The sequence below is a fragment of the Nitrospira calida genome, assembly GCF_976986435.1.
This window is the reverse complement of the sequence record NZ_OZ335950.1, coordinates 450,362-475,671: the sequence shown is the minus strand read 5'-3', so window position 1 is coordinate 475,671 and position 25,310 is coordinate 450,362. Positions and strand designations below refer to the sequence as shown.

The 25,310-nt window shown below is 62.7% G+C and carries 25 protein-coding genes; 10 read left to right on the top strand and 15 right to left on the bottom strand.

Annotated features, from left to right (window positions below):
- Positions 1-238: 238 nt before the first annotated feature.
- Both ACWHTU_RS02495 and ACWHTU_RS02490 read left to right on the top strand, forming a co-directional pair.
- Positions 239-2,992, top strand: coding sequence for a PAS domain S-box protein (locus ACWHTU_RS02495; RefSeq protein WP_447861378.1), 2,754 nt, complete (start codon positions 239-241; stop codon positions 2,990-2,992).
- 63 nt (positions 2,993-3,055) lie between these two features.
- Positions 3,056-3,493: a response regulator gene (locus ACWHTU_RS02490; protein ID WP_447861376.1), complete on the top strand. Its 438-nt coding sequence runs from the start codon at positions 3,056-3,058 to the stop codon at positions 3,491-3,493.
- A gap of 110 nt (positions 3,494-3,603) precedes the next feature.
- On the opposite strand, the gene ACWHTU_RS02485 is transcribed toward ACWHTU_RS02490, so the two are convergent.
- The 8 genes from ACWHTU_RS02485 to larC form a co-directional block, all read right to left on the bottom strand.
- Entirely contained in the window at positions 3,604-4,365 is a 762-nt protein-coding gene (locus tag ACWHTU_RS02485) for a 2OG-Fe(II) oxygenase (RefSeq protein WP_447861374.1), read from the bottom strand.
- 146 nt (positions 4,366-4,511) lie between these two features.
- On the bottom strand, positions 4,512-5,228 hold the full coding sequence (locus ACWHTU_RS02480) for a LolA family protein (RefSeq protein ID WP_447861373.1): 717 nt from the start codon (positions 5,226-5,228) through the stop codon (positions 4,512-4,514).
- Positions 5,225-7,708 (bottom strand): DNA translocase FtsK 4TM domain-containing protein, encoded by a 2,484-nt coding sequence (locus ACWHTU_RS02475; RefSeq protein ID WP_447861371.1) that lies wholly within the window; start codon positions 7,706-7,708, stop codon positions 5,225-5,227. The genes ACWHTU_RS02480 and ACWHTU_RS02475 overlap by 4 nt, the downstream gene beginning before the upstream one ends.
- Before the next feature lie 65 nt (positions 7,709-7,773).
- Complete coding sequence (gene rsmA / locus ACWHTU_RS02470) at positions 7,774-8,589, bottom strand: 16S rRNA (adenine(1518)-N(6)/adenine(1519)-N(6))-dimethyltransferase RsmA (protein ID WP_447861370.1); 816 nt, start codon at positions 8,587-8,589, stop codon at positions 7,774-7,776.
- A gap of 25 nt (positions 8,590-8,614) precedes the next feature.
- Positions 8,615-8,938 carry a hypothetical protein gene (locus ACWHTU_RS02465; RefSeq protein ID WP_447861368.1) on the bottom strand — a complete coding sequence of 108 codons (324 nt, stop codon included), beginning with the start codon at positions 8,936-8,938 and terminating at the stop codon, positions 8,615-8,617.
- Between the two features lie 121 nt (positions 8,939-9,059).
- Positions 9,060-10,094 (bottom strand): 4-hydroxythreonine-4-phosphate dehydrogenase PdxA, encoded by a 1,035-nt coding sequence (pdxA, locus tag ACWHTU_RS02460; RefSeq protein WP_447861366.1) that lies wholly within the window; start codon positions 10,092-10,094, stop codon positions 9,060-9,062.
- 140 nt (positions 10,095-10,234) lie between these two features.
- On the bottom strand, positions 10,235-11,239 hold the full coding sequence (locus ACWHTU_RS02455; protein ID WP_447861364.1) for a sodium:calcium antiporter: 1,005 nt from the start codon (positions 11,237-11,239) through the stop codon (positions 10,235-10,237).
- Positions 11,240-11,331: 92 nt separating this feature from the next.
- Positions 11,332-12,621: a nickel pincer cofactor biosynthesis protein LarC gene (gene larC, locus ACWHTU_RS02450; protein ID WP_447861362.1), complete on the bottom strand. Its 1,290-nt coding sequence runs from the start codon at positions 12,619-12,621 to the stop codon at positions 11,332-11,334.
- Positions 12,622-12,762: 141 nt separating this feature from the next.
- Here larC and ACWHTU_RS02445 point away from each other — a divergent pair, with 141 nt between their 5' ends.
- The gene (locus ACWHTU_RS02445) at positions 12,763-13,308 is read left to right on the top strand and encodes a hypothetical protein (RefSeq protein ID WP_447861361.1); all 546 of its coding nucleotides are present in this window, start codon (positions 12,763-12,765) and stop codon (positions 13,306-13,308) included.
- A gap of 57 nt (positions 13,309-13,365) precedes the next feature.
- Here the strand turns inward: ACWHTU_RS02445 and larB are convergent, their stop codons facing one another.
- Together larB and ACWHTU_RS02435 are read right to left on the bottom strand one after the other, a co-directional pair.
- The gene (gene larB / locus ACWHTU_RS02440; protein WP_447861359.1) at positions 13,366-14,148 is read right to left on the bottom strand and encodes a nickel pincer cofactor biosynthesis protein LarB; all 783 of its coding nucleotides are present in this window, start codon (positions 14,146-14,148) and stop codon (positions 13,366-13,368) included.
- 36 nt (positions 14,149-14,184) lie between these two features.
- The gene (locus ACWHTU_RS02435; protein WP_447861357.1) at positions 14,185-15,219 is read right to left on the bottom strand and encodes an NAD(P)H-dependent glycerol-3-phosphate dehydrogenase; all 1,035 of its coding nucleotides are present in this window, start codon (positions 15,217-15,219) and stop codon (positions 14,185-14,187) included.
- Between the two features lie 466 nt (positions 15,220-15,685).
- Here ACWHTU_RS02435 and ACWHTU_RS02430 point away from each other — a divergent pair, with 466 nt between their 5' ends.
- Positions 15,686-16,384, top strand: coding sequence for an outer membrane protein (locus ACWHTU_RS02430; protein WP_447861356.1), 699 nt, complete (start codon positions 15,686-15,688; stop codon positions 16,382-16,384).
- 123 nt (positions 16,385-16,507) lie between these two features.
- Positions 16,508-16,879 carry a zinc-ribbon domain-containing protein gene (locus tag ACWHTU_RS02425; protein ID WP_447861355.1) on the top strand — a complete coding sequence of 124 codons (372 nt, stop codon included), beginning with the start codon at positions 16,508-16,510 and terminating at the stop codon, positions 16,877-16,879.
- A 119-nt stretch (positions 16,880-16,998) separates the two neighbouring features.
- Here the strand turns inward: ACWHTU_RS02425 and ACWHTU_RS02420 are convergent, their stop codons facing one another.
- From ACWHTU_RS02420 to truD, 3 genes are read right to left on the bottom strand one after another with little or no spacing between them, the layout of a single operon-like run.
- Positions 16,999-17,799, bottom strand: a complete 801-nt coding sequence (locus ACWHTU_RS02420; RefSeq protein ID WP_447861353.1) for a dimethylarginine dimethylaminohydrolase family protein — start codon at positions 17,797-17,799, stop codon at positions 16,999-17,001.
- Positions 17,796-19,040 (bottom strand): ornithine cyclodeaminase, encoded by a 1,245-nt coding sequence (locus ACWHTU_RS02415; RefSeq protein ID WP_447861351.1) that lies wholly within the window; start codon positions 19,038-19,040, stop codon positions 17,796-17,798. The genes ACWHTU_RS02420 and ACWHTU_RS02415 overlap by 4 nt, the downstream gene beginning before the upstream one ends.
- A gap of 48 nt (positions 19,041-19,088) precedes the next feature.
- Positions 19,089-20,138 (bottom strand): tRNA pseudouridine(13) synthase TruD, encoded by a 1,050-nt coding sequence (truD, locus tag ACWHTU_RS02410; RefSeq protein WP_447861349.1) that lies wholly within the window; start codon positions 20,136-20,138, stop codon positions 19,089-19,091.
- Positions 20,139-20,237: 99 nt separating this feature from the next.
- Here truD and ACWHTU_RS02405 point away from each other — a divergent pair, with 99 nt between their 5' ends.
- A complete protein-coding gene (locus tag ACWHTU_RS02405) occupies positions 20,238-20,918 on the top strand; it encodes a hypothetical protein (protein ID WP_447861347.1) in 681 nt (226 codons plus the stop codon).
- On the top strand, positions 20,915-21,760 hold the full coding sequence (locus tag ACWHTU_RS02400) for a metallophosphoesterase (protein ID WP_447861345.1): 846 nt from the start codon (positions 20,915-20,917) through the stop codon (positions 21,758-21,760). Before ACWHTU_RS02405 ends, ACWHTU_RS02400 begins: the two co-directional genes overlap by 4 nt.
- 3 nt (positions 21,761-21,763) lie before the next feature.
- Here ACWHTU_RS02400 and ACWHTU_RS02395 read toward each other — a convergent pair whose 3' ends face one another.
- Positions 21,764-22,396 carry a HEAT repeat domain-containing protein gene (locus ACWHTU_RS02395; RefSeq protein WP_447861343.1) on the bottom strand — a complete coding sequence of 211 codons (633 nt, stop codon included), beginning with the start codon at positions 22,394-22,396 and terminating at the stop codon, positions 21,764-21,766.
- A gap of 94 nt (positions 22,397-22,490) precedes the next feature.
- Here ACWHTU_RS02395 and ACWHTU_RS02390 point away from each other — a divergent pair, with 94 nt between their 5' ends.
- Genes ACWHTU_RS02390 through ACWHTU_RS02380 form a run of 3 tightly spaced genes read left to right on the top strand, consistent with a single transcriptional unit; the run spans position 22,491 to position 24,347 of the window.
- A complete protein-coding gene (locus ACWHTU_RS02390) occupies positions 22,491-22,946 on the top strand; it encodes a MarR family winged helix-turn-helix transcriptional regulator (protein WP_447861342.1) in 456 nt (151 codons plus the stop codon).
- A gap of 40 nt (positions 22,947-22,986) precedes the next feature.
- A complete protein-coding gene (locus ACWHTU_RS02385) occupies positions 22,987-23,595 on the top strand; it encodes a nitroreductase family protein (protein WP_447863299.1) in 609 nt (202 codons plus the stop codon).
- A complete protein-coding gene (locus ACWHTU_RS02380) occupies positions 23,595-24,347 on the top strand; it encodes an MBL fold metallo-hydrolase (protein WP_447861340.1) in 753 nt (250 codons plus the stop codon). The genes ACWHTU_RS02385 and ACWHTU_RS02380 overlap by 1 nt, the downstream gene beginning before the upstream one ends.
- Here the strand turns inward: ACWHTU_RS02380 and ACWHTU_RS02375 are convergent.
- Positions 24,307-25,200, bottom strand: a complete 894-nt coding sequence (locus tag ACWHTU_RS02375; RefSeq protein ID WP_447861338.1) for a SirB1 family protein — start codon at positions 25,198-25,200, stop codon at positions 24,307-24,309. The two genes, ACWHTU_RS02380 and ACWHTU_RS02375, sit on opposite strands and share 41 nt — an antisense overlap.
- Positions 25,201-25,310: the final 110 nt, after the last annotated feature.

Genomic DNA, 25,310 nt, shown 5'->3' with positions numbered 1-25,310 from the left:
CCCTTCCGATACCGTCTCGTATTGCATTCGATACCATTGAATCCGCCGATCTCAGAACAAACCCTGTATTCTCCAACAACTCGTTGCCCTCTTCCTTTATAGAATCAAGGGGTTCCTGCCGGCCTTCTCGGCCCGCGGAAGATTCCTGCCATGGCACGACGGTTGCTCCATTTCTTCTGCGATGCACGCGGAACCGACGATGATTTCACACCCTGCGCGCGAGAACAGGCGTTCTGGCATGCCCGTTCCTTCCGTCCTCATCGTCGATGACAATCCCGACATCCGCGATTCGCTCAGCGACATGTTGATCCATGAAGGGTACGCCGTCGAGAGCATCGGGCACGGCGCCGAGGCCATCCGGCTTGTCAAACAGAAGCGCTACGGGGCGGCCATCCTCGACATGCAACTCCCCGACCTGGACGGCTTGTCGGTGCTCAAGGTCCTCACGGAACTGGACCCGAATCTGCCCATCGTCGTCATCACGGCGCACGGCACGATGGAGACCCGCTCGGGCTCGCTGACTCGCGGGGCGTTCGCTTATCTGACCAAGCCGTATGATTCCGGAGAGGTCAAGGCGATTCTCCGACGGGTCTTCTCCGTCAAAGGTCTCGAGGTGCGGGCCGAGCACGTCGAGCAGGCGTTGCGGGCCAGCGAGGCGCGATTCCGCACGCTGGTCGAATCCGCCACCGACGCCATCGTGCTCGCCGATCACCGAGGGCACATCATCTCCTGGAACCAGGCAGCGGAACGGTTGTTCGGCTATTCCAAACAGGACGCGCTGGGCCGGCCGCTGACGATTCTCATGCCCGCGCGGTACCGACCATCCTACGAGGCGGCCCTGGCGCAGCTGGAACGCACCGGCCGGTCTCCGTTGCTCGGGAAAACCCTGGAGTTCACGGGCCTCACGCAATCCGGGCGAGAGTTGCCGCTGGAGCTGTCGCTCGCGTCGTGGACCACGCCGGACGGCACCTATTACAGCGGCATCATCCGCGACATCAGCGAGCGCAAGCGGGCCGAGGACGCGCTGCGCCGGCTCAGCCGCCACAACCAACTCCTGCTCGATTCAGCCGGGGACGGCATCTACGGCCTCGACCGCGAAGGCCGCACCACGTTCATCAACCCGGCCGCAGCCCGCATGCTGGGCTGGGAGATCGCCGACCTGCTCGACCGTCCCATGCACGATGTCGTCCACCATTCGCATGCCGACGGCAGTCCCTATCCGCTGGAAACGTGCCCGATCTACGCCGCACTCAAGGACGGCGCCGTCCATCAGGTGCACAACGAGATCTTCTGGCGAAAGGACGGCACCCGCTTTCCGGTCGAGTACGTGAGCACGCCCGTCCACGAGGACGGCTCACTCGTCGGCGCTGTCGTGGTGTTCAAGGACATCAGCGAGCGGAAACGGGCCGGAAGCCTCCAGCAGACCCAGTTGGCGGTCAGCCACGTGCTGGCGGCGGCGGAGACCCTCGAGGACGCGGCGCCGCACATTCTGCAAGCGGTCTGCGAGACCGCCGAATGGGAGATCGGCCTCCTGTGGCTGGTCGATCACCGCGCCCGCGCGCTGCGGTGCGAAACGATCTGGCAGAAGCCCGACGCCGGTCTGGACGAATTCGCGGCGCTCAGCCGGGCGACGGCGCTACCGCCCGGCGTCGGGTTGCCGGGCCGTGTGTGGGCCGCGGGCGACACGGCTTGGGTGCTCGATGTGGTCAACGATCCGAATTTCCCGCGGGCGCGGGCGGCCGCTCGCGTCGGCCTGCACGCCGCGTTCGCCTTTCCCATCCGGGTGGGTGGGCACATCCACGGGGTTATCGAGTTCTTCAGCCACGCCGTGCGCGAGCCGGACGGCACGCTGCTCAAGATGATGGCCGACATTGGCTTGAAGATTGGTCAATTCGTCGAACGGAAACAGGCCGCCCAGGCCCTGGTGCGGGCGTACGAAGAGACCGAGAAGATTCTCGCCAGCCTTCCAGGCGCCATCCTGATCGTCGATGGCAGGCAGGAGATCGTGTACGCCAACGCGCTGGCCGTGCAATATTTCGGGGGACACCATCGCGCGACGCTGGTCCGGCGCCGCCTGCACGATGCGCTCAAGCTTCCGCCGCCTGCCCGCGAACGACTCGATCGCGAGCTGGCCGCCGTCGGTGCAGGCAAACCCCGGCCGCCGGACCCCGAGTTCGAGGCGGACAAGCGGGTGTACCGGTACCGCCTGTTTCCCCTTGTATTGCGCGCCGGCGAGCCTCCCAGAACCGGCATGATCGTCTGGGACGTGACGGAGGAACGGCAGATCCAGGATCACCTGCTGCAAGCGGAAAAACTGGCCAGCCTCGGCACGATGGTGTCCGGCATGGCCCATGAGATCAACAACCCTGTGCAGGCCATCCTGGGCATGGCGGAGTTGCTGCTGGAAGAGCGCGAGATGGAAAAGGTCCGCGAGTATGCTTCGGACATCATTGGCTATGCCAAACATGTCTCCGGCGTCGTGCGCGACTTTGCCAGCTATACCCGCGTGACGTCCCGAGACGGCGAATGCGAGGTGGACCTCCACGAGCGGTTGGCCGAGGCGGTCAAGATGGTACGCCGCGGGCCGCACTTCGGGTACGTCGAGGTCGTCACGGCCTTCGAGCCGGTTCCGCTGCTTCGGACCCGCAAGGCAGAGATCGACCAACTCTTCATCAATCTGATCAACAACGCCGTCCAGGCGATGAACGGTCGCGGACGCTTGACCCTGTCCACAGCGGTCGAACAGGAGCAGGTCGTCGTCCGCATCGACGACACCGGGTGCGGCATCCCGAAGGCGATGCTGCACAAAATTTTCGATCCGTTTTTCACCACCAAAGAGCCGGGAAAAGGCACTGGTTTGGGATTAAGTATCGTGTACCGCATTGTCACCAAATACGGGGGGACGCTCGGCGTCGAGAGTGAAGAAGGAAAAGGCACCCAATTCACCATCCGGTTTCCACTCCGGGCACGGGTAACGGCCGGCAGCACATAGCCGATAGCGAACAGCTCGTGGCTGTCCACTGCCCGTTAGGTTTTTTCAGACAAGGAGGAGGGTATGCACACGCAGTTGGAGAGTTCACCGGCCGAACGGCTCGGCCGCGTTCTGCTCGTCGACGACGAAGCGTCGGTCCGGAAGCCGATTACCCTGTCGCTTCAGAAAGCGGGCTACGAAGTGGTCGAAGCAGAGAACGGCGAGCAGGCCATTGCGGCGTTGAACGCGGGGGACAACCCACTCATGGTGGACACGATTCTCTGCGACATCCGCATGCCGAAGATCAACGGGATCGACGCGGTCACCTATTTCCGATCGCAATATCCGTCTGTCCCGGTCGTCGTGCTGACCGGCTATCCGGACGTCGAGCTGGCCGTGACGTTGATGAAGCTAGGGGTGCGGGACTATTTGGTCAAACCGGTCACGAAAGATAACCTGCTTCGCGTGATCCGAAGAGCGATCGAGCAGCACGAGCTGTTCAAAGATCAGTTCGTCGCGTAACGCTTGCTGCCAGCAAAACACCACCCCCGCCCTTCCCCTCTCCCTGCAAGGGGAGGGTCTGAAAGACGGGGGTGAGTTTCATGGCACGAGAACCCTTCGCCGGCTATTCGCTATGAGCTCCGCGCGATTCGCTGCTTGCTTCTCCCGGTGAAGACGGTCCGCAATCCGAAGTAGCCGAAGGCGTCCTTCAGGTTGGAATAGATCCGCTTGAACGGGCCCATCTCCGGGTTGGTCACATACTCCATCGTCAGGACGATCCGCTCCTCGCCCTCGGCCAACGGCGTGACCGCGTGCCGGAGCTTGTCTCCGTTGAAAATGACCAGGTCGCCAGGCTCGGTCTTAAGCTCGAGATACCGGGGGGCTCTGGTCGAATCGCCTTTGTACAACTCGCAGACGAGCCGGCAATGATCTGACCGATCGACTAGGCCCATCAGGACCGTGTACCGCGCGCCTTTATAATAGGATGTATCGTAATGAAATCCGATGTGATCGCCGGGTTCCGTGTAGTAGTAGAGAGCGCAGGAATGAGGATCGCTCTCCGGACAGAGTTTCACCCGGGTATCGACCAGCCGGTTGAGAAAATCCATGAATGCGGGCGAGCGGTATAGATCGAGAAAGCGCGGTGCCTTTTCGATGACCGTGTAATAACTGACGCTGCCCCCCTTCTTGCGGCCCGGGATGTAATTGCGGTTCAACTCCGGTTTGACGACCTGGGCCTGCGGCACCAGGAGTTCCTCGACCACCGTCCGAGGCAGGAACTCCCTGAGATAGACAAATTCGTTCTGGTCCCAGTACTCCTGCTTCACCCGCTCGAAGTTGAGCGCGCTCACCGCCTGCTCGACGGCTTCTGCCACACTAATGGTCGTTGTCATTGTCCACCCTTGTGCTTCTCGTTCCCTGCTCCCTGATCGACTAACCAATCGGCGGCGTAGCTCATCGACCATCTCTTGTGAATCGCAAGCAAGGCAGAGCTCCTGACGACGAGCGACGCTTCACGATGCACGCAGCACGCGCCCGCTCACGGCGGGCTCAGCGTCGGCGCCTTGACCACTTCGACGCCGGGCGGAACCTGGAAGTCGAACAGCCCGTCCTTCAGACCCGCGTTCGCCTTGAGTCCGTTGAATTCAAAGGTCACGACGTTCCCGCTGATCTCGTGTAGGATCAGACTCTTGATGAAATAGGTCTTCGGCTGAACCTCCATCACGATCCGGTCCAGCGTGCGGACCGCTTCCGAGTCTCTCCGCTTGGGCCGCAGCGTAACGAGCGGCAGCCCTCCCGCGCCGCGAGTCTTGCCGGGCGTCGGTTCGATGTCGAACTGTTCCTCCAGCTTGGCCGCTCCCTGCAGCAGTTCCAGCGGCGCCTTCGAGGCCGCCATCTGCGTCAACTTGCCGACCAGCACCTGCTTGTGCTCGGGCACGTACATCTTCACGTCGTCGTGGTTGACGTAAATCTCCTCGATGGACGGCTCTGCGTACTCCCACCGCAACCGTCCCGGCTTCTTGATATACACCCGGCCGGAGGACGCAATCGGTGTGGCGAAGCCCTCGATCCTGGTTGTCTGCGCAAACTCGGCTTGCAGGTCCTTCGTCTGCTCATACCGCGCCTGCACCTTCTTCACGACCTCTCGGACTTCCTTGAGCGCCTTGTCCTCACTCCCCTCCTCGGCCCCACGGGCTGGCGAAAGGATGACGAGGCTCAAGACCGCTGCATAAATCACTCTCCACAGCTTCTTCATTTCTCTACCTTAAGGAAGGGGAGGCAGACTTGGCGGGCCGCCAAGCCTGCCTTACACCCCTCTTCCTCCCCCACCGGCCCCCGCCGCACCAGGACCTCGCGCCGCCCATCCCGCGCCGGCGCGCTCACCAACCCTTCCTGCTCCATCCGTTCGATCATCCGCGCCGCCCGCGGATACCCGACGCGCAGCCGCCGCTGGATCAGCGAAGCCGACGCCTGCCCGGAGGACAGTACGATTTCTTTGGCCTGCTCGTATACTTCATCCTGCTGCTCATCCTGGACTGCTTCTTCTTGGCGCAGCGCCTGTAGTTCTTCGCTATAGGTCGGCGCAGCCTGTTTCTTGACGAACTCTACCACGCGCCGCACGTCGTCGTCGGCCACGAAGGAGCCGTGGAGGCGGGTGATCCGTCCGGTGCCAGAGGCGAGGTACAGCATGTCGCCCTTTCCCAGCAGCGCCTCCGCCCCGTTCGCGTCGAGAATGGTCCGCGAGTCGGTCTTCGAGGACACCTGGAAGGCGATCCGCGCCGGGAAATTGGCCTTGATCAGCCCCGTGATGACATCGACCGAAGGACGCTGGGTCGCCAGGACCAGATGGATGCCGGCCGCGCGGGCCATCTGCGCCAGCCGCGCGATTTTGTCTTCCACATCTTTGGGTGCCACCATCATCAGATCAGCCAGTTCGTCGATCATGACGACGATGTACGGCAATGGCTCCGGCGGCGTCTGCGGCGGCGTCACCGGCACGGCCGTGCTCCCCTCGGGAACCAAGCTCTCGCCGGCAGACAGCCTTTCTTCGTCGGACAGGAAGCGGATCGGCAATTCGGTCTGCTCCGGAGCGCCGGCCGACTTGCCGTTCGGCAGCACACCTTGGGCCGCAGCGACCCGGCGGTTGTACGCGTCGATATTGCGCACCCCCGCTTCGGCCAACAGCTTGTAGCGCCGTTCCATCTCCTGCACCACCCAGCCGAGTCCGCGGGCCGCCGATTTGGGATCGGTGATCACCGGCCGCAGCAGATGCGGAATGCCGTCGTAGGACTGCAACTCCAGCATCTTCGGATCGATCAGGAGCAGTTTGACTTCGTCCGGTCGGGCGGAAAACAAGATACTCAGCAGCATGGTGTTCAAGCTGACGCTCTTGCCAGCTCCCGTCGCGCCGGCGACCAGGAGATGCGGCATGGCTTTCAGATCGGCGGTGACGGGCACCCCGAAAATGTCCTTGCCCAGCGCCAAGGTCAGCTTGGACCGCGACCGCCTGAAGGCGTCACTCGTAACCACCTCCTTGAGCGAGACGGTCTCTCGGTAGCGGTTCGGCACCTCGATCCCGACCACCGATTTGCCGGGCAAGGGCGCGACGATCCGCAAGCTCATCGCTTTCAGGGCCAGGGCCAGGTCGTCGGCCAGGTTCACGATGCGGGCGACCTTGACGCCGGGCGCCGGCTCGAATTCGTACATCGTTACCACCGGCCCGGGATGGACTTCCGTGACCTTGCCCTCGATGCCGAAACTCAAGAGCGCGCGCGTCAACACGTCGGATTGGGTTTTCAGCTCCTCCTCGGTCATACGCGCCAACGGACCGGAAGGATCGCTCAAGAGTTCGTTCGGATCCGGCAGAACGTAGCCGCTGGACAGAGCCCTCGGCGGCGTCATGTCGGTCTCCGGATCCGGCTCTTCGGCAGACTTGGGGATTGGCTTGGCGCTTGTCCGAATGCGCGGCGGCTCCGGCATCGCGGGGAGCTCGAGCTCTTCTTCCTTGTCCCGTTCGTCGACCGCGGCGGACCGGTTCGCCCGCGTGGTCTTGGACGTGGCTCTCCGGCCGGTCCCCTCATCCGCCGGACGCCCGGACCGTTCGGGCATCAGCGCCGACACCGTCTCTTTTACAAACGCCCACCATTCAGGTACGCGCTGAGACAGGCCCACGAGCGAAATCGGCACGACGCCCAACAACGACACCACCAGGCCGGCCAGGACAATGATATGGGCGCCGGTGCTGGCAAAATACATCCGCAAGCCATCAGCGATGAACCGGCCGCACACGCCGCCCGCCATCCCGCGAGAAACCAACCCGCTCGACAGCGTCGGCACGCCGACGACTTCCAAATGGAACAAGGCGCTCAACAGCAGGAGGAACGCCAGCAAGCTGACCGCGCCGCGTGCCGTGATCCCCCGCCATCCCCGCGTGAAGCAGCGGACCCCCGACAACCCCACCGCAAACGGAAAGACGTAGGCAGCGGCACCGATGACGGAAAACAGCACAGCCGCCAGCCAGGCGCCGGCCGTCCCGATGAGATTCTGTGTGGGCATGTGGGTGGACGATCCCGCCCTGACAGACTGGACGTCTCCGGGCACGAAGGAGACGAGACTCAGCAGCGTCAAGAGACTCAGCGCGATGAGCAGAACGCCGATCACCTCGCGCTGGAGATGAGAAGAACGGGAGGAGGCATTGCGGGCGTCACCGCGCTTTGCCGTGGTGGATACACCCATAATCGGGCGGATGGTAACACCTCGCTCGGCAGGGGGCAAGAGGCGCCGCGCCGAATTCCTAATTCCTAATTCCTAATTCCTAATTCCCTTGAGTCCAGCGCACGAGCAAGCGCGACGTACTCATCGAGCGAAAGGGTCTCCGCGCGACGGGAGGGGTCGATCCCGCACCGCTCCAGCGCACGAGCGATTCGTTCCTGCGGCACCCCTTCGTCCCGGAGCGAGTTGAGCAGCGTCTTGCGCCGATGAGTGAAGGCGGCCCTGACGAGCCGGGTGAACCGGGCTTCCTCTGCCTGATCCAGAGGGCCGGCGGGTTTCATCACGAAACCGACCACGGCGGAGGCGACATCCGGACGTGGGCGGAAACACTCCGGCGACACGACAAAGGCCGGACGCATATCCGCGACGTAGCGGGCCAGCACAGACAAGACGCCGTACTTCTTCGTCCCCGGTTGGGCAACCAGTCGTTCGGCCACCTCGGCCTGCAGCATCAGGGTCATGCGAGCGATCCGGTCGCGGGCATCGAGAAGCCGGAACAGCAATGGGGTCGAGACGTAGTAGGGCAGATTCGCCACGACGACCGTTCGCAGCGGCAGCGACTCGTACGGAAACTCCAACGCATCCCCCAACCGCAAATCGAGGTTGGCATATTCCCGCAAGGTCTCCTTGAGATAGGCGTGGAGCTTCGGATCGATCTCGACGGCGATGACCTGCCCAGCCGTCTCGCAGAGCAAGGTTGTCAGAATCCCCCGCCCCGGTCCGATCTCCAACACCGTTTCGTCGGCCCGCGGGGCGGCAAGCGAGACGATTTTGCGAGCGATGTTCTGATCAACCAGGAAGTGCTGGCCCAGACGTTTGAGAGCCGGTGGGAGAGAGAGGGTCATGTGCGTTGAACCAGGAGCAATACCATCATGCGCCGCCACCCGGCCGCGCCTTGCTCTTCACATCCTTGACGAGCGTCAGCAGGACATTGCGATAGAATTCGACCTCGTCGTTAAACTCTTCCAGCAGATCATAGGTAAACGACGGCCCCGGCTGCTTTGCGGCAAACTGCTGCGCGTCTTTCTGGCCGAGATACTGCGCGATTAGGGGCACCGTCTTGCCTTTCCATTTCACGATGCGCTCTTTCCCCGCAACCGCGTTCAAGTCCTCCGCCGTTTGCTTCGCAATCCCCTCCAATTCTGTGAGCTGCCGCTCGAGCATGGTCAGCGCCGCGCTGAGTTGATCGGCCATGGCTTCACTCCTCTGCCTAAACAAATAGCTGGCAGCCAATAGGAGCAGCTAAAGCCGCACCGGAACCTTCCGGATTGCAGTTTCGCACTGTTCACTCTCCATGCGGCTTTTCCGCTGCTCGCTACTTGCTCTTCGCGGTTCTTCGAGCCGCCAGTTTGGCGGCCAGCTTCACCGCTTCCAGCAGGCTGCCGTGATCCGCCACCCCTTTGCCCGCAATGTCATACGCCGTCCCGTGATCGACCGAGGTGCGGATGATCGGAAGCCCCACCGTCACATTCACGCATTTCCCGAACGCCACCAGCTTCAGCGGGATCAACCCTTGATCGTGGTACATGGCCACGATGCCGTCGTAGTCTCCGCGGACCGCCTTTCCGAACAGGGTATCGGCCGGCAACGGATCGCTGGCCAGGATGCCGGCCCTCCGAGCCCGTCGCGCCGCCGGCCTGATGCTGCGCACCTCCTCATCGCCGAACAAGCCGCCCTCGCCGGCATGGGGGTTCAACGCTGCGACGCCGATCTTGGGCTTGCGGACGCCGAAGTATTCGCGCAACCCCTTGTCGGCGAGACGGATCGCCTTCTCAACGCGCTCCGGCGAGAGCGCAGCAGAGAGGTCGCGGACGGCCACGTGCGTCGTGACGAACATGATTTTGAGCGGCCCGCCGACGATCATCATGCCCACTTCCTTGCTGTGGGTGAGATCGGCCAACAGTTCGGTGTGGCCCGGATAGTGCCAACCGGCCAAGTTGATCGCTTCCTTATTGATCGGCGCCGTCACGATGCCGTCAAGACACCCGACTTCGGCCAACGCGACCGCTTTCCGAATAAACGCCACGGCCGCACCGCCGGTCTCGGCACCGGCCTGGCCCATCCGGTATCGGCCCAGCGGTTTCGTCAACGGATCCAATACCGCGACCTGACCCGGACGCCCGAGCGGCTGCTCATGCCCCGAAACCGCAACCGTGTTCAACGGCAGCTTGAGCCACCGGATCGTCCGCGTCATGACCGGCAATGACCCGATCACAAGGGGCCGGCACAGGCGATACAATTCACGCCTGGCCAGAGCCTTCGCCACCACCTCGGGCCCGATCCCCGCCGGATCGCCCATGGTAATACCGAGCAGCGGGCGCTTGTCATGTTGTGGCGCCGATTTCACCATCGCTCTCTTCCAAAATTTATCGCCCCTTCTGTACGAGGTGTATTTGTCTCGTTTGTGTGGTTTGACCGGGACCACGAGTCTGAAAAACCCGACCGCATGCACCCAATAAGCCAACCGAAGCAAACAAACCAATCACCCGCCTACCATCCGTACAGATACACCGTATATCCGATATACAGCAGCGCGCTGCCGCCTAACAACCAGGGCCGCCAATGGCCACCCCACAGCAGTTGCCCCAAGCTGAACACGACTGCCGCCATCGCCAGCAGCATGGTGATGAGCGCCGACGGCGCCAACGACCAGTCCGTCCCGAGCAGGCCCACGGACACCGGAAAGGTTCCTTGAAACACCATCGCCCCGGTGACGTTGCCGACGGCCAACCGATCTTTCTTGCGGTAGAGCCAGAGAAAACTATTGGACATCTCCGGCAACTCGGTGGCCAACGGCGCGATCAGCAGCGCCAACAGCAACGGCGAGACGTTCAACTCGACGGCGATGGACTTGGCCGCGGTCACGAACAGATGCGCCCCGGCGGCCAATCCGGTCAACCCCGCCACGCCTTGCAGGGCGATCACGGCATAGGCGGGCTTGGCCGCCCGTCGCGCAAAGATCAACGGTTCGATCTCGGCTTCCCCTTCGCCTTCCTCCGGAGCCGCAAATTTGATCTTCATATAATAGAGGTACATACCCACCAGCAGCAGCGCGGCCGCATAGTGCAGCGGCCGCGACGGCACGTAGGCGCAGACGACGGCCATTCCATAGCTGAACAAAAAAAATTGGAGATCGATCCGCACTTCCCGATAATCCAGCTTGAAGGACGCCGCCCGCTTTCCGAGGCTGGCGTAGAGCAGCAGCAGGCCGGCCAGGATGGGCAGCACCAGCGTGCTCAGCATGAACGGCGCGCCCAGGATCGCGCCCAGGCCGACTTCGGTCCGTTCCTGGCCGTTCCCAAAGAAGATGGCGATGATCGGGATGGACGTCTCCGGCAAGGTGGTCCCGACGGCGGCGAAGATGCTCCCCACCGCGCCTTCGGAGACTTTGAGGCGTTTGCCGAGCCATTCGATCCCGTTGGTAAAGAGCGCGCAGCCGCCTAACGTGACGATGACCGAGAACACGACCAGCGCGACATAGGCCAAAACGGTCAAGCGCGCCCCCGCAATGAGACGTGAAGCGTGAGGCGTGAAGCGTGAAGCGACCGATTGCAGAGGCAACGCGTTTTGCCTTTCATCTTTCCCCCTTATCCCTTTCCACCTTGATCCTTTGCTTTTCCGGCCACCTTCATCTTCCGGTACGCCTGCATCGCTTCTTCCAGCACCTCCCGCACCGGCCGGCCGGTCTGGTCGGCGATCCGCTTGCAGTCGAGATACTCTGGTGCCGCTTTCGTCAGACCGGGCTCAATGTCCGCCACTTTGATTCTGACCGCTCCGCCGCTCGTCCGGACGACCACAAACCGGCGCGTCAGCACGCGGCGCGCGATATCTTGAACGCGCACGCCGAGCGCTGAGGTCTCGCGGAAGATGACCCCGATCACCGCCTCCGCGTTCTCGCGGGCCGCAACCGCGGCCAGCACAATGCCGGGACGCCCCCTCTTCATGATGACCGGCGTGAGCGTCACGTCCAAGGCGCCGGCGTCGAACAATCGCTCGATCACCGTCTCATAGGCCTGGGGGTTCAAATCGTCCAGATTGGTCTCGACCTGCACGACGGAATCGGTTAAGCCCGCGCTCGGCGTCGGCACATCGCCGAGAAAGATGCGCAGGACGTTCGGCCACTCGCGCGGGTCGGCCGTCCCGGCGCCATAGCCGATCGCCGACGGACGGATGAGCGGCAACGGACCGTAGTCCTCGACCAACGTGCGCAGCAACGCCATGCCGGTAGGCGTCGTCAACTCCTGCTGCGGCCCCGCGCTGTAAACCGGCACACCGGCCGCCAGCGCCGCCACCGCCGGCCCCGGAACCGGCAAGCGGCCGTGCGCGGTCTCGATCATGCCCGCGCCCAGATTCACGGCCGAGGCGGTGACCCGCTTCACGCCTAACAGATGGCACCCGAGGAGCGCTCCTGTCACGTCCACGAGCGAATCCATCACTCCCAGTTCGTGAAACTCGACATCCGCGGGCTTGACGCGATGCGCGATCCCCTCGGCTTTCGCCAATCGATCAAACACCTCGCGACTTCGTTCCTTGACCGGTGGAGGCAGAACGCTGGCCGACAGCATCCGCTGGATGCGCGAGAGCGACAGCGGAGAGCGGAACCCCCGGTGAATCATCACGTCCACCTTGGTGGCGTGGAGCCCGCCCCGGAGGACCCGCTTCGCCGCCAAGCTGAACCCGCCGACCCGCAGCGCCTTCAACCCCTTTTCGAGGTCTTTCACGGACAGACCGGCGTCCACCAACGCGCCGAGGATCATGTCGCCGCTGACGCCAGAGAAACAATCGAAATGCAGATGACGTCCCACACCCGCCTCGCATCGCCGCATCCGCGCGGCCATCTTACCGAAGCGCTTTACGCGCGGCAATGTCGAATCCATTTGAAAGACAACGTCTCCGGGTCCTGTCAGACTCCGGAATCGCTCACTTTACGCGATTGACAGTCCCGCCGCGCTGTGTTATCCCCCTCTGCGTTTTTGTCCCGACTCCGGGAACGCACCTGATTCGATAGCAAGGCCCAGATGGGTTCGTTTGTCTTGTCACCGCTGTTTCGCCAAGCTTTCTGCCGCGGTCTTGTGGTCCTTCTGCTCGGATGCGCCGTGCTCGCCGGAGCCGATGAGAGTTCGGCCAGGGCCAAGCACAAGCCTGTTCCGCAAAAGGAACCAGACCTCAAAATCGTCCGCGTCGCCGTCAATCCCGTGCCCTATTCCCCGGCGGACGGACCTCTGGTGTTCACGGTGATCGTCGATCTGCCGAAAGACCTCGATGGCGCGCAATTACTGGAAGTGTCCTCCCTCGTCAGTTCGCCATCCAAGACTTCGCTCCGATTTCTGTCCACCAGGCAGCCAGTCGAGCCGCAACAAAACTCGGGCAGCCCGGATCAGAACGATCCGCCTCCGCGCATCTCCGTGACATTGAGATGGGATGGAACCGATCACACCAAACAGATCGTCTCGACCGGCTCCTACCACTATGAAATCCGCGCCAAGCTGCTGACAGTGAGCGAAAAAGGTCCTCGGACGTCAATGACGTCATGGCCGAAGCGGGGCACGGTGGAAGTAAAGTGACTGTCGGCGGGACGCGCGGGGCAGGCGGGACGCGGAGGAAGCGGCATTGCTATGCTTTTATTTCTTCCCGCTTTTCGCGCCCGGCCCGCCCGTCTGGCCTAGGACATTGATCCGATGGGCCAGGCAGCCGGCGCCGAAGCCGTTGTCGATGTTCATCACGCCGACGCCGGCCGCGCAAGAATTGAGCATCGTGAGCAACGCAGCGATTCCTCCAAAACTTGCCCCATAGCCCCGGCTGGTGGGAACCGCAATGACCGGACGGTCCACGAGTCCGCCGACGACGCTCGGCAGCACCCCGTCCATTCCCGCCACGACAATGATCACGCGCGCGCGCAGCAGTCGATCGTGCCGATCCAACACCCGGTGAAGGCCGGCAACCCCGACGTCGTAGATCGTTTCGACATAACTGCCCATGACTTCGGCCGTCACCCTGGCTTCTTCCGCCACCGGGATGTCGGCGGTTCCAGCCGTGATCACGAGCACATCGCCCGCGAGGTTCCGTGTCGCGTTCCGGATGGTGACCACGCGCGCTTGATCGTGATAGACCGCGCGACGGTCGAGGCGTCGTAACGCCTGAGCTACGGCCGGCTCCACCCGTGTCGCCATAACTGGTCCGCCTTTTTTGAGTAAACCCCGCGCGATCGCCACGACTTGCTGCGTGGTCTTGCCTTCACAGAAGATGACCTCCGGAAACCCTTGCCTGATAGACCGATGATGATCTACGGAGGCAAACCCCAGATCCTCGTATGGCAGAGTGCGGAGCCGCGCGATGGCCGCATCGATCCCGGTCTTGCCTCTTTTGACCTCGTGAAGCAATCGTCTCAGCGAGTCATAGTTCATAATATAGAGAAGAAGTCTTTTCAGTTATTCTCGCAGTTATTCTCGTTCCGCTTTTGCGCCCCGCTCCATCAAATCAGCAACCGCCTGACGGCAGGGCTTGCCTTCGAACAACACGGCATTGACTTCCCGCACGATTGGCATCTCGACGCCATACCGCTCCGCCAGGCCCAACGCCGCGCGCGCGGTGCGCACGCCTTCCGCCACGGCGTGCATGCCGCGCAGGATGCTCTCCAGCTTCTCGCCTTTCCCCAACCGCACGCCCACTGTGCGGTTCCGGCTAAGAGGCCCTGTGCAGGTGAGCACCAAATCCCCGACTCCAGAGAGACCGTAGAACGTGCGCGGGTCCGCCCCCATGGCCACGCCCAGTCGGACCATCTCCGCCAGCCCGCGCGTCATCAATGCTGCCCGCGCGTTGTGGCCCAGCTCCAGGCCATCCACCACGCCGGCCGCGATCGCCATCACATTCTTGAGCGCTCCGCCAAGTTGGACGCCGATCAGATCATGGTCGATATAGACCCGAAAGGTCGGCGACATCAGCAGCGCTTGATAGACCTTGACCGTCTCTTCACGATACCCGGCCAGGCAGACCGCCGTCGGCTGCCCGCGACTGACTTCAGCCGCGAAGCTCGGCCCGGAGAGAACCATCAGTTCACGGGTCGGCCCGGGCAGCACCTCGGTCATGACGTCGGTCATGACTTTGAGCGTGTCTTCTTCGACACCTTTCGTCGCGCTGATGATCGGCGTCGAGTCGGGTACGAGCGGCGCCATGTGGCACAACACCGTCCTGGCGACGTGGGACGGCACCGCGAACACGATGGCTTCGGCGCCGCGGACGGCCTCGTGCAATGAGTTGGTGGCCGTGACGTCCCCAGGCAGCTTGACGCCAGGCAGGAAAAGCGTGTTCTCGTGCTTCGTCCTGATCGCTTCGACCACTTCGAGCTCGTATGCCCACAGCCGGACAGCGGCGCCCTTCTGTGCCATATGCCATGCCAGCGCCGTCCCCCACGCGCCGGCGCCGATGACGCCGATAGTAGGCGTGCGCGCTTGTCGGTCTGTTGCGGTTGGTGCCATCGCGCATCTCGCGGTTATTCCCACCTCCCCCTTGATGGGAGAGGAAAGGATGGGGGGTGAGGCGCAGGGCTGCTCGCCACCGGCGAGGAAACCGCGAGGATTATAGGAATGGGCTATGAACACTGTCAACGAAGGAGATACCGTTTACCGACTCAGCCTGGCGAAAAAAGACAGATGAATTGCTTAAGGAATAGACCGGTGACTAGAGGGAACGGCGGCGCATCCACATAGTTCAGCGGCGAGCACGCAGGGGAACAGGCCTCGGATCGGCGCATGCCAAGAATGAGAAAGGATTGGGAGGAGAGCGGCTCTCTGTTATACGCTTGGATGGCACAGGGCTTGCTCAAGCCCATTCGGTCCCACATCGACTGCGCTCCGCCGTCATCCCGCGGAGCAGACGAATAGGAGGCCGTCGAAGGGTTGCGCTTCGTTCCCCAAAGGATCTGAAAACGTGGGAGTTCACACAATGGCTACTCACTACCGCCGGCACGCACGAGGGCTTCCGATCGGGCTGGTCATGCTTGTTGCGTGCGTCATTCTTCCGCCGCTTGCGCATGGAGAAGCCTACATCGCCGGTCAGTTTGGGGTCACGCTGCCGCAGAGCTTGAGCGACGGCAAAATTACCACTCCGGGCTTTGCAGTTCTCTCGATCTCAGATCAGGCTTTGAAAAGCTCTCTCATGGGCGGAGTCAAGTTGGGCTTCTACCTGCCGCAAATCCGATGGTTCGGCTTCGAGACGGAGGTCTTCTATACGACTCCTCATATCAAGCAACAACCCATCACGTTCAAAGGGCCAGGTGGAAGCGCCACCGCCGACTTTCAGGGTCTCTATAACCGAGTGATCACCTGGGCGCCTGTCAATGTGATGTTCCGATACCACAAGACTCGCCTCCAACCCTATGTTGGTATCGGTCCCGGCATTTTCTTCGCCCGTATCAAAGATCCGTCGGTGACGTCGGGAGACAATACGCAATCGAGCAACTGGAGAATCGGTGTGAACGCAGAGGCTGGTCTTCGGTATTACATTACAAGACGCTGGACAATGTTCGGGGAATACAAGTTCAATTATGCCCGCTTCGACTACAAGGACACGCCCAATCTGTTCGGCTTCAAGGCCGACTACACGGCCCACATCGTCGCCTTCGGCCTGAGCTACCATTTCTGATCCCATTCTGTTTGCCCCACGCCTTCCTCCCCTATTGGGACGAGAAATGACGGTGGGCAGACTGGCGATTCAACGTCTGTTCCGTGTAAGCTGTGGGTCCGTCACTTCCGAGGCAGAGGGTCGATGAAGACCTGCGGCTCCTGCGGCCACCAGCTTCCGGAGATCAGCCGGTTCTGCACCCAGTGCGGCGCGCCGCTCAACGGCGCACCCGCCGTGGGCCTTTCCTCGTCGCCCGTATCCGTCAAAGAAGAGCTGAATATTCAGATCCTCTACGTCATGGTGGCGCTGCTGCTCCTTGCGCTCATGTTTCCGCCGTGGGAAACTCCGCCGAGCCGACCGCCCGAATTTCTCGGTTTCCACTTCATTCTTTCCCCGCCCGAACCCGAGGCCGTCGTGAGTCGCCTGTTGATGACGATTGAACTCGTCACCATCGCGATCGCGGGACTGTATGGTTCGTGGCTCTTCCGCAAGCGGGCGAATAGGAATAGCAAGTAGCGGCTAGTAGGTAGCGAGACAAACCATCTCAACCTCGGAGAGGAAAGGTCAAGAAGGGAGAGGTTCTGATTTCTGACTCCGGAACTGCTTGCTGCCAGCTACTCGCTGCTGGCTGTTCGCTAGTCCAAGGCCAGCGTCAGGCACTTCGCCGCGCCGCCGGACTTCATGAATTCGTCAAGGGGAACAGGGTGGGGTTCGTAGCCGCGGTCACGGAGGAGCGCCATCGTCTCCGGACAGCCGGCGGGCAACACGACGTGCTTGCCGACGCACACGGCGTTACAAGCGAATTTCAGCGCCTCGGCTTCCGGCACGACGAGCCGGCGCTCCGACGCGACCCGCTCGGCGATTGCCGCCTGCCCGTACCGATCGAACGCGGGCGGATAATAGAGCAACTCGCCTCCGCTCAAGGGACAAAAGCACGTGTCGAGGTGATAGAATCGGCTGTCGATGAGTTCCACGGGAATAATTTCCCGTCCAAAAATCTCGCTCAAGCGGGAATAGCAACGGATGTCCGACCGTTGCCGGTAGCCGCCGAACCAGCCGTCGGGAAATCCCAGCAAATCCCCCGCGCCCTCGAAGTAGAGGCCTTTCTCCAGCGCGATGACTTCGTAGTCGTGCTCGCGGAACCATGCCTCAAAGTAGGGCTCCTCCCGCTGTCGTTCAGGATGCCGGAATCGGCTCGGCACCGCCCGCTTGCCGAGCACGACTCCCGCGTTGGCGGTAAACACGAGGTCCGGTAGGCCGGGCACCGGAGTCATCCGTTCGAGGGTAGCGCCGGCGTCTTGCTCCAGCACCGTCATCAGCTCGTGCCATTGCCGGTAGGCCCGCTCGCCGTCCACCGTGTTGGTCCGGCGCATCCAGGGATTGATCTCGTACTCGATCCGGAAATAATCCGGAGGGCACACCAAGAGCCGGCTCATCCTTTCCACCCCAACTCTCGCGCCAGTTCCCGCAGGAACGACGCGGCGTCCATCACTAGCCCGACGGCCTGAAAACTGCCTCGGTCGGCCAGCTTCGTCGGCACGGCCGGATTCACATCCACGCAGACCGTCGGGACTGTGGCGGGAAGGAGATTGCCCGTCGCCACCGCGTGCAGTGTGGACGCGACCAAAAGCGCCAGGCCCACACCGGGAATCGCCGCCCGCATCGCGGCCTGGGCGACAACCGAGTCCGTGATCACCCCAGGCAGCGGGCCGTCGTCCCGAATTGTGCCCGCCATGACGACCTGGACGCCTTGCCTCACACAGGCCGCCATGATTCCGCTCGTGATCACGCCCGACTCCACCGCCGCCTTGATGCTGCCGATCGCGCGGATACGGTTGATGGTCCGCAAATGGTGTTCGTGCCCGTGCGGCACCGCCCGGCCGGCCGACAACGCGTAGCCGAGGGTCGTGCCGAAGAGATGCGCTTCCATGTCGTGCGCCGGGAGCGCGTTGCCGCAAAAGAGCACATGAATGAAACCCGACTCGATCAGCCACGTCAGCGCATCGCGGCCGCCCGCATGGATGATCGCGGGCCCTCCGGCGAGCAAGACCTTGCACCCCTCGCGACCGTTCCTCATGCCCTCGCGCAACGCCTCCATCCGCCGCGCCACATCACGGATGATATGGCCATGCGGCCGTTCCGCCGAGACCTGCGACTCCATGAACCCGAACACGTCACGTTCTTTCGGCCGCACGAGCGGGATGATCCGCACGCCCTCGCGTCCCGTGACGATGAGGTCTCCTTTCTTCACGTCGGCCATCGGGATCGCGCGGGCCCGCGTCCGATCGGCATCGACCCGGATCGCCACATCCATCTCGATGGCCTCCACGTCGACCCACACGCCGCGCAGTCGGACCTGCGTGGGCAAATGCGTCGTGGCGTAGAAGGTCTCGGGGAGGATCCCGTCGGCCGGCGCCGGCTCCAGCGTACAATCAGATTCCCGCTCTACCGCCGCGCCGTGTGGCTGGATCGCCTGGAGAATCTCTGTCAGCAGGTTGGCGGACGGCGCCGTGATCAGAATTTTTGCGCGGGACGGCTCCTCGCGCGTCTTGCCGATCCGGACTTCTTCGAGATCGAAGGTTCCGCCCAGCATCAGGATCGTGTCCAGCACCTTGGCCAGAATCAGCGAATCGATGATATGGCCATGCAAGACAACCGTCTCTTGGACATTGGACATAGGGATCACCGTCTTGAGCGGGGGCTAGAGGTTAAAGGCCATATCTGTTTATCCCACTTTCATTAATTCTCTCAATACGTTCGTGGCGTAGGCACCGGGCGGCAACGCGAACGAAAGGAGGAGATCGCCGTCCTTCAGCGACCAATCCAGATCCACCAACTTGACCCGCAACGGCCGACGCTCGCCGCGGAACCCACAGGCTTTCGCGGCCTCGACGAGCGCCTCCGGTGTCATGCCCTCCGCCTCGACCACAGCGCGTTCGATGGCCCCCGGTTCGCCCGACGCCCAGGGCGCTCGCGACCCGAAAAGCGGCCCGGTCGGGCTGATCTCGAAGCGATCCGCCCGGGGTTGCTCCGCCGCGGCGTCTTCGACCGGAAAGCAAGCGCCGTTGTCGAGCTTCATCGCCCAGTCGCCCACCATGACGCGATCGAGCTGATCAAGCCGGCGGGCCAGCACCCGGTTGAAGAGATAAGATTGATAGGCATGCAGGTACCAGAGACGTTTGGAACGACTCATCTTGGCCCGCCGCGCGCCGTCGGTCAGCAGAACGGCGCCCAGTCGGTGGTTGAGGCCGGCCTTGCCTTGCCGCTGCGGGCCGAAGTAATTCGGCACGCCGCGGCGCGCCAGTTCCTCCAGCACCAATGGCACAGTCGTTTCAGCGTGAGGGTGGACGCCACGGATGACGAGCCGAAAGGTGTTGCCGGCATGATGTCCTGTCCGCAATCGATTCCGATGACGGCCGAGCACCTCCACCGAAAGCAGGTGCGCATCCGGCCTGATCCGCGCCACCTGCTCTGGTGTGACGCCGTGGATCGACACCATCTGGGTCGTGACGGCCCTGGCGTCCTTGAGGCCCGCGATGCCGATCGCCCGCGCTTTGACGCCGAGCACGGAGGAGAGTCGCAGCACGAGTTCGGGGGTGGATAGGCCGCGCTTGGTCACGCGGAGATAAAGATGCTCGCCTTCGCCGCAGGGGAGATACAAGGGCCGTTCCTCGACGCGGAAATCCTCCGGCGTCGTCCGGATCCGTCCGCCGATGCCGGGTTGGGTCGTCGTCAAATAGGGTAAATCGCTCTGACTCTTAATGGTGCTTATCATATCTTCTCAACTGCGCGGAACTGGTCGCGCCGGGATATTCCGGAAGTTCCCCGCCAATCACAAGCGGTCCGGTGGTATACTCTGGGCAAGCCGTTCACCGTGATCTACAACCGCTCGACCCGCATGTTCCGATTATCGACCATCACGTTCCGTTCAGCGGTCATCCTACCACTGGCGCTGCATCTCGGGATACTTGCTCTGACCGCCTCTTCGGCCTGGGCCGACGACGTGTTCGTCTTGTTCACCCAGCACATCAGGCGTCAGGTCACCATCGACAAGCAGGCCTTCGCCATCGCCAGCACCTGCACCCAGTGGTTTTACCGGCGCGAGCAACGGAAGCCGACGCCGCCGCCGGTGCAAGGGGTGGCCTGGCGGCGCGATGCACCGTCCAAGACGATTTCTCTCGGCCGCACGTTCTCGCCGGCCGACTGCGAGAGTCGCTATCCCGGCGGGTTGGGATCGGTGCGGGAAGACTTCAGCCGCACCCAATCTTCCTTGTCGCTGAGCCTCACATTTTACGAATTTGCTCTGGTCGGCGACCGTGACGATGACGGACATTACAGCACGACCGAACTCCAGGACGTGCTTCACTCGCTCGAACTCGCCTTTGACCCCGCATCAACCGCGGCCGCGCACGCGGCGGCGCTGACCGCCGCGTTCGATGCGCTCCACAAGGCAGGGGGGATGGAACGGCTTATGGCCGGCATGGGGATCCTCTACGACAACGGCTATCGTTTGAGCGCGTCCGATCAAGCCGCGCTGAACCGGGTGATGGAATGACGGCGTGGTTGATGCGCTGGCAAGAGCGGGCACGGCTGTTTGTCGGTCACGTGATCAGCCGTCCTTCTCACCATCTCTTCAACCTCGTTCCGCAATGGGAAATCGGCCTGGACGAGGCGCAGGTCTCTCGGCTGACCGTGGTTCACAGCCCTCTCGCCGGCCGACGCGCGGTACAGATCAGCGATCTCCACCTCGACCGCTATCGACCGCGTCATGACTCGATCGTCCGGACAATCGCCGGCTTGCGGCCCGACTGGATCTTCATCACCGGCGACCTGCTGAACGTGCCGGACGGCCTCCCGCACCTCTTCCGCTTTCTGTCCCAACTCAGAACGGTGGCCCCTGTGTATATGACGCTAGGCAACCACGACCATTACAGCGGCGTCCCGGTCGACCGGTTCTCGGAATTGGCGGACCGGCACAAACTCTCGCTGCTGGTGAATCAAACCGCCTTCGTCGCCGCAGGATCAGGGGAGCTGGCCATCGTCGGCGTGGACGATCCTTCCCTGCACCAGGCCGACCTGCAGTGTCTGCCTCCTCCATCTAAGGGGCGCTTTATTCTCCTGCTGGCGCACGCGCCCAACATTCTGGATCAGGTACAGCCGCATCACCGAATCGACCTGGCCTTGTGCGGACACAGCCACGGAGGTCAGTGGCGGGTGCCGTTCGTACCGCCCGTCTGGCTCCCGCCGGGTTGCAACGGCCGTCTGCACGGCATGTATGTGCGGAACGGCCTCCGCCTTTACGTCAACCGCGGTCTTGGCTGGTCGGTTCTTCCAGCCCGCTGGAACTGCCCGCCCGAAATCCTTCTCCTCGAATGGACCGCCGGGGAAAAAGATTGAAGCTCAGGTCATGCGTTCCAGCGCCTCCCGGGCCCGGCTGCGCACCGTCTGATCCCAGTCCTCTTTCATCACCTCGACCAGTTTCTCTTTGGCCTCTACCGCACGCAGTCGTCCCAACCCCAGCGCCGCGCAGCTCCGCACGTACGCATGGTCGTCCTCCAACGCCTTGAGGAGCAGGGGAATCACCGACTTGTCCTGGAGAACGCCGAGATGGCTCGCTGCCATCCCGCGGATCTTATGCTGCTTGTCACCAACCGCCTTCCGCAGGGTGGTGGCGAACAGTTCCTTCAACGCCGGCGCCACGGGCTCCAGCCCTTCGAGCCGATACTCGTTGACTTCGATCATGGCGAAGGCCAGGTCGAGGCGTTTCTCCGGCGACGTCTCGCACTGGAAGGCCGCCATGAGACGTTCCCGCTCGCGTCGCCGGTGTCGCCGCCGCAGGATCGGACGGATCATCGCCCACAGGGTCGCCGCGAGGGCCAGCCCCAGCAGCGTGAAGGGAACGGCCTGCTCGACGAGGAGATCCTGCGTCTCGGGAGAAAGCCGCTTCCAGATCCAGACGAAGGCGACGACCGCTCCGAGGACGATCAAAATCGCCGTGAGGTTCGCTTGGCCGGTTTGGCTGCGCAGGCTCATGATGCCGCATCATAGGAGGGCCCCGCCGACCGCGTCAACGCGCCGCCAGGGCTCCTTGACAACCATACTAACTAGAACTATCATGTGGCCAGCCATGGAGCTTCCCGATCTCAAAGACGATCCCTATCTCAAGGTAGTGCGCCCGCTGGTCGAAGCCTACCTGGCATTTTGGCGGGCCGACAACCGCCATATCCGCTCCCTGCGACTGACGCCGTCCCAATTCGACGTGATCGCCACGCTCGGCGACACGGACGGCATGACCTGCTCGGAGCTCAGTGCGGCTACCTTGACCACCAAGGGCACGCTGACCGGCGTCCTCGACCGGCTGGAGGCTAAGGGCTTGATCCGAAGAGATGAGGTGGCCGGCGATCGTCGCTGCATCAGGATTCGGTTGACTGACAAGGGCGATGCGCTGTTCCGCAAAGCGTTTGCCGCGCATATCGCCTTCTTGCGTCCGTATTTCGAGCAAGCCTTGACCCAAAAGGAAGCGGACCAGTTGTGCAGACTGTTGGTGCGTATCAGAGACAGCTTCGAACAGGACCGGCGATGAGATCTCGGCGGCCCGTCGCCCATTCCCATAGGAGTCGATGATGGAAAAACCTGCGGACACCGCTCATCCGATCCACGATCTGCTCAAGCGTCGCTGGAGTCCGCGCGCGTTCTCCGACAAGCCGGTCGAACCGGAGACCCTATGCCGTCTGTGGGAAGCCGCCCGTTGGGCGCCGTCCTGCTTCAACGACCAGCCCTGGTATTTCCTAGTCGCGACGAAGCAGGACCGGGCGGACTACGATCGGATGCTGGGATGTCTGAACGAAGGGAACGCTGTCTGGGCGAGGCACGCCCCCGTACTGATGATATCGGTGGCGCGGACGACGTTTCAGCACGACGGCGGACCAAACCGGCATGCGTTGCACGACGTCGGGCAGGCCGTCGCCGGCTTGACCCTGCAGGCCACCGCGCTCGGCCTGTTCGTGCATCAGATGGCGGGCTTTTTCCCAGAGAAGGTGCGGCAGGCGTACGCCGTGCCGGAGGGGTTCGAGCCGGTCGCGGCGATTGCGCTCGGCTATCCTGGCGATCCGGCCTTGCTGCCCGAGAAGCTCCGCCAGCGCGAAGTGGCCCCGCGCAGCAGAAGGCCGCTGGAAGACTTCGTTTTTTCCGGACAGTGGGGCCGCACGTCGCCGCTGGTTTCGAGGTCCTGATGCGCCTGACGATTCTGGGCAGCGGCACGAATGTCCACCCCAAGCGGGCCGCCGCCGGCTATCTCGTGCGGACCGACCAGGTGCTGCTCCTCGACTTCGGTCCCCGCACGCTGGTCAATTTGATGAAGACGGGAGTTGACCGCCATCGGATCACACACGTGCTGTTTTCCCATTTCCACGCCGACCATTTCTCCGATTTCATTACCTTTTTCTTCGACGCCGTCATCCACTCTAAGCTCGTCGGCCCTCGTCCGGACTTAACGATCATCGGGCCGCGCGGGACTGCCCGCTTGTTCCGGATGGTCTTCACCACATTTCCAAGCTTCGACTCTCCACGCTTTCGTGTCAAGATCAAGGAAGTCGCCGATCGCGGGTTTCTGATTGGAGAGACCCGCATTACCCCGGGGACGGTGCTCCATGTCCCTGGACTCCACTGCGTCGGCTACCGTATTGAGCACAGAGGCAAAACGCTGGCCTATTCCGGCGACTCCCAGTATTGCGAGAATCTCGTCCGCCTCTGTCGGGAGGCCGACGTGGCCGTGCTCGATTGTTCCTTTCCCGCGAATCGGCCGGGACCGGGCCACATGCACGCGGGCGACTGCGGCCGGCTCGCCCGCGATGCGGGACTCGACCGGCTGATTCTCTCGCACTTCTACCCGATCGCAGAACGGTTCGACGTCAGGCGACAGGCGGGCCGCTACTTTCGGGGAACTATCCTGATGGGGAAGGATCTGTTGTCGGTGACGGTGTGAACGGAAAAGCCGGTCCGCACTCCAGGATCTCCGCGAAGCGGGACAGCCTGGCCTTCTTCAACGGGTCGTCGAGCTTGCTGTAGATCACGAGCAGGTTTTTGAGCATCCGGATCAGCACGGCGCGCGGCGGACTTTTCTGCAGATACCGTTCGTCGAACCCGTATCCGGCTTCGGCCAGAAAGCGCGCGCAGTTCCGTTCCGTCAGGAGCGCGCCCCCGTTGAAACAGTCCACGAACACTTTATAGCGGTCCGATTCGTACTTGACGAGAAAGTGCCCTGGCATGCCGATGCCGTGAACCGGCAGCCCCAGGCGTCGGCCGACGAACAAGTAGACAGCGGAGAGACTGATCGGAATGCCGGTCCGCCGATCCAGCACGCGGTTCAGATAACTGTTCTCGACTTCGTAATAGTTTCTGGTGTTGCCGCGGAATCCCTGCTCCACGAACAAATAGCGGTTCAACGTCTTGACGGTTTCTTCGCCCGAGGCGCGAGGCCCGATGCGGTCGCGCACTTCCCTGGCCATCTCATCCAACTGGCGGGTATAGGCGCAGACATCCAACGTCGGATAGGCGTACCGCGCAATCAGAAACGCGCCGGCCTCCAGATCGATCCGGTCCTCGGGCTGAGCGACCAACTCCCGCAACTCGTTCTCCAGCCGCCTCCCACGGATCTCTTCCAGAATCCGCGTGATCCGCTCGGCCATCTCCGGCTGTTCAATTTCAGCCTCCTGCAGCAACGGTATGGCGCAGGGCCCGAGATCGATCAGCTTGCCGCTGATCGTCTTCACGATCCGCTCATCCTCATCGGACAGCAGCCGGATCAACGCCCGAATCTGGCTTTCACCTATCGCCATCGTATGAGAGCGTCGCTTATCGGCGAACGAGGTACCGCAGTAGAACTCCCCCGGTCCTTCCAGGAGCGTGTTACCTCGGTATGTTGTTCCCGCCCGTTTCCGTGCTTCAC

Excerpts from the sequence above, each read along its gene's own strand:
- ACWHTU_RS02495 (WP_447861378.1), top strand. The coding sequence starts at position 239 with ATGCCCGTTCCTTCCGTCCTCATCGTCGATGACAATCCCGACATCCGC.
- ACWHTU_RS02490 (WP_447861376.1), top strand. The coding sequence starts at position 3,056 with ATGCACACGCAGTTGGAGAGTTCACCGGCCGAACGGCTCGGCCGCGTT.
- ACWHTU_RS02485 (WP_447861374.1), bottom strand. The coding sequence starts at position 4,365 with ATGACAACGACCATTAGTGTGGCAGAAGCCGTCGAGCAGGCGGTGAGC.
- ACWHTU_RS02480 (WP_447861373.1), bottom strand. The coding sequence starts at position 5,228 with ATGAAGAAGCTGTGGAGAGTGATTTATGCAGCGGTCTTGAGCCTCGTC.
- ACWHTU_RS02475 (WP_447861371.1), bottom strand. The coding sequence starts at position 7,708 with ATGGGTGTATCCACCACGGCAAAGCGCGGTGACGCCCGCAATGCCTCC.
- rsmA (WP_447861370.1), bottom strand. The coding sequence starts at position 8,589 with ATGACCCTCTCTCTCCCACCGGCTCTCAAACGTCTGGGCCAGCACTTC.
- ACWHTU_RS02465 (WP_447861368.1), bottom strand. The coding sequence starts at position 8,938 with ATGGCCGATCAACTCAGCGCGGCGCTGACCATGCTCGAGCGGCAGCTC.
- pdxA (WP_447861366.1), bottom strand. The coding sequence starts at position 10,094 with ATGGTGAAATCGGCGCCACAACATGACAAGCGCCCGCTGCTCGGTATT.
- larC (WP_447861362.1), bottom strand. The coding sequence starts at position 12,621 with ATGGATTCGACATTGCCGCGCGTAAAGCGCTTCGGTAAGATGGCCGCG.
- ACWHTU_RS02445 (WP_447861361.1), top strand. The coding sequence starts at position 12,763 with ATGGGTTCGTTTGTCTTGTCACCGCTGTTTCGCCAAGCTTTCTGCCGC.
- larB (WP_447861359.1), bottom strand. The coding sequence starts at position 14,148 with ATGAACTATGACTCGCTGAGACGATTGCTTCACGAGGTCAAAAGAGGC.
- ACWHTU_RS02435 (WP_447861357.1), bottom strand. The coding sequence starts at position 15,219 with ATGGCACCAACCGCAACAGACCGACAAGCGCGCACGCCTACTATCGGC.
- ACWHTU_RS02430 (WP_447861356.1), top strand. The coding sequence starts at position 15,686 with ATGGCTACTCACTACCGCCGGCACGCACGAGGGCTTCCGATCGGGCTG.
- ACWHTU_RS02425 (WP_447861355.1), top strand. The coding sequence starts at position 16,508 with ATGAAGACCTGCGGCTCCTGCGGCCACCAGCTTCCGGAGATCAGCCGG.
- ACWHTU_RS02420 (WP_447861353.1), bottom strand. The coding sequence starts at position 17,799 with ATGAGCCGGCTCTTGGTGTGCCCTCCGGATTATTTCCGGATCGAGTAC.
- ACWHTU_RS02415 (WP_447861351.1), bottom strand. The coding sequence starts at position 19,040 with ATGTCCAATGTCCAAGAGACGGTTGTCTTGCATGGCCATATCATCGAT.
- truD (WP_447861349.1), bottom strand. The coding sequence starts at position 20,138 with ATGATAAGCACCATTAAGAGTCAGAGCGATTTACCCTATTTGACGACG.
- ACWHTU_RS02400 (WP_447861345.1), top strand. The coding sequence starts at position 20,915 with ATGACGGCGTGGTTGATGCGCTGGCAAGAGCGGGCACGGCTGTTTGTC.
- ACWHTU_RS02395 (WP_447861343.1), bottom strand. The coding sequence starts at position 22,396 with ATGAGCCTGCGCAGCCAAACCGGCCAAGCGAACCTCACGGCGATTTTG.
- ACWHTU_RS02390 (WP_447861342.1), top strand. The coding sequence starts at position 22,491 with ATGGAGCTTCCCGATCTCAAAGACGATCCCTATCTCAAGGTAGTGCGC.
- ACWHTU_RS02385 (WP_447863299.1), top strand. The coding sequence starts at position 22,987 with ATGGAAAAACCTGCGGACACCGCTCATCCGATCCACGATCTGCTCAAG.
- ACWHTU_RS02380 (WP_447861340.1), top strand. The coding sequence starts at position 23,595 with ATGCGCCTGACGATTCTGGGCAGCGGCACGAATGTCCACCCCAAGCGG.
- ACWHTU_RS02375 (WP_447861338.1), bottom strand. The coding sequence starts at position 25,200 with ATGGCGATAGGTGAAAGCCAGATTCGGGCGTTGATCCGGCTGCTGTCC.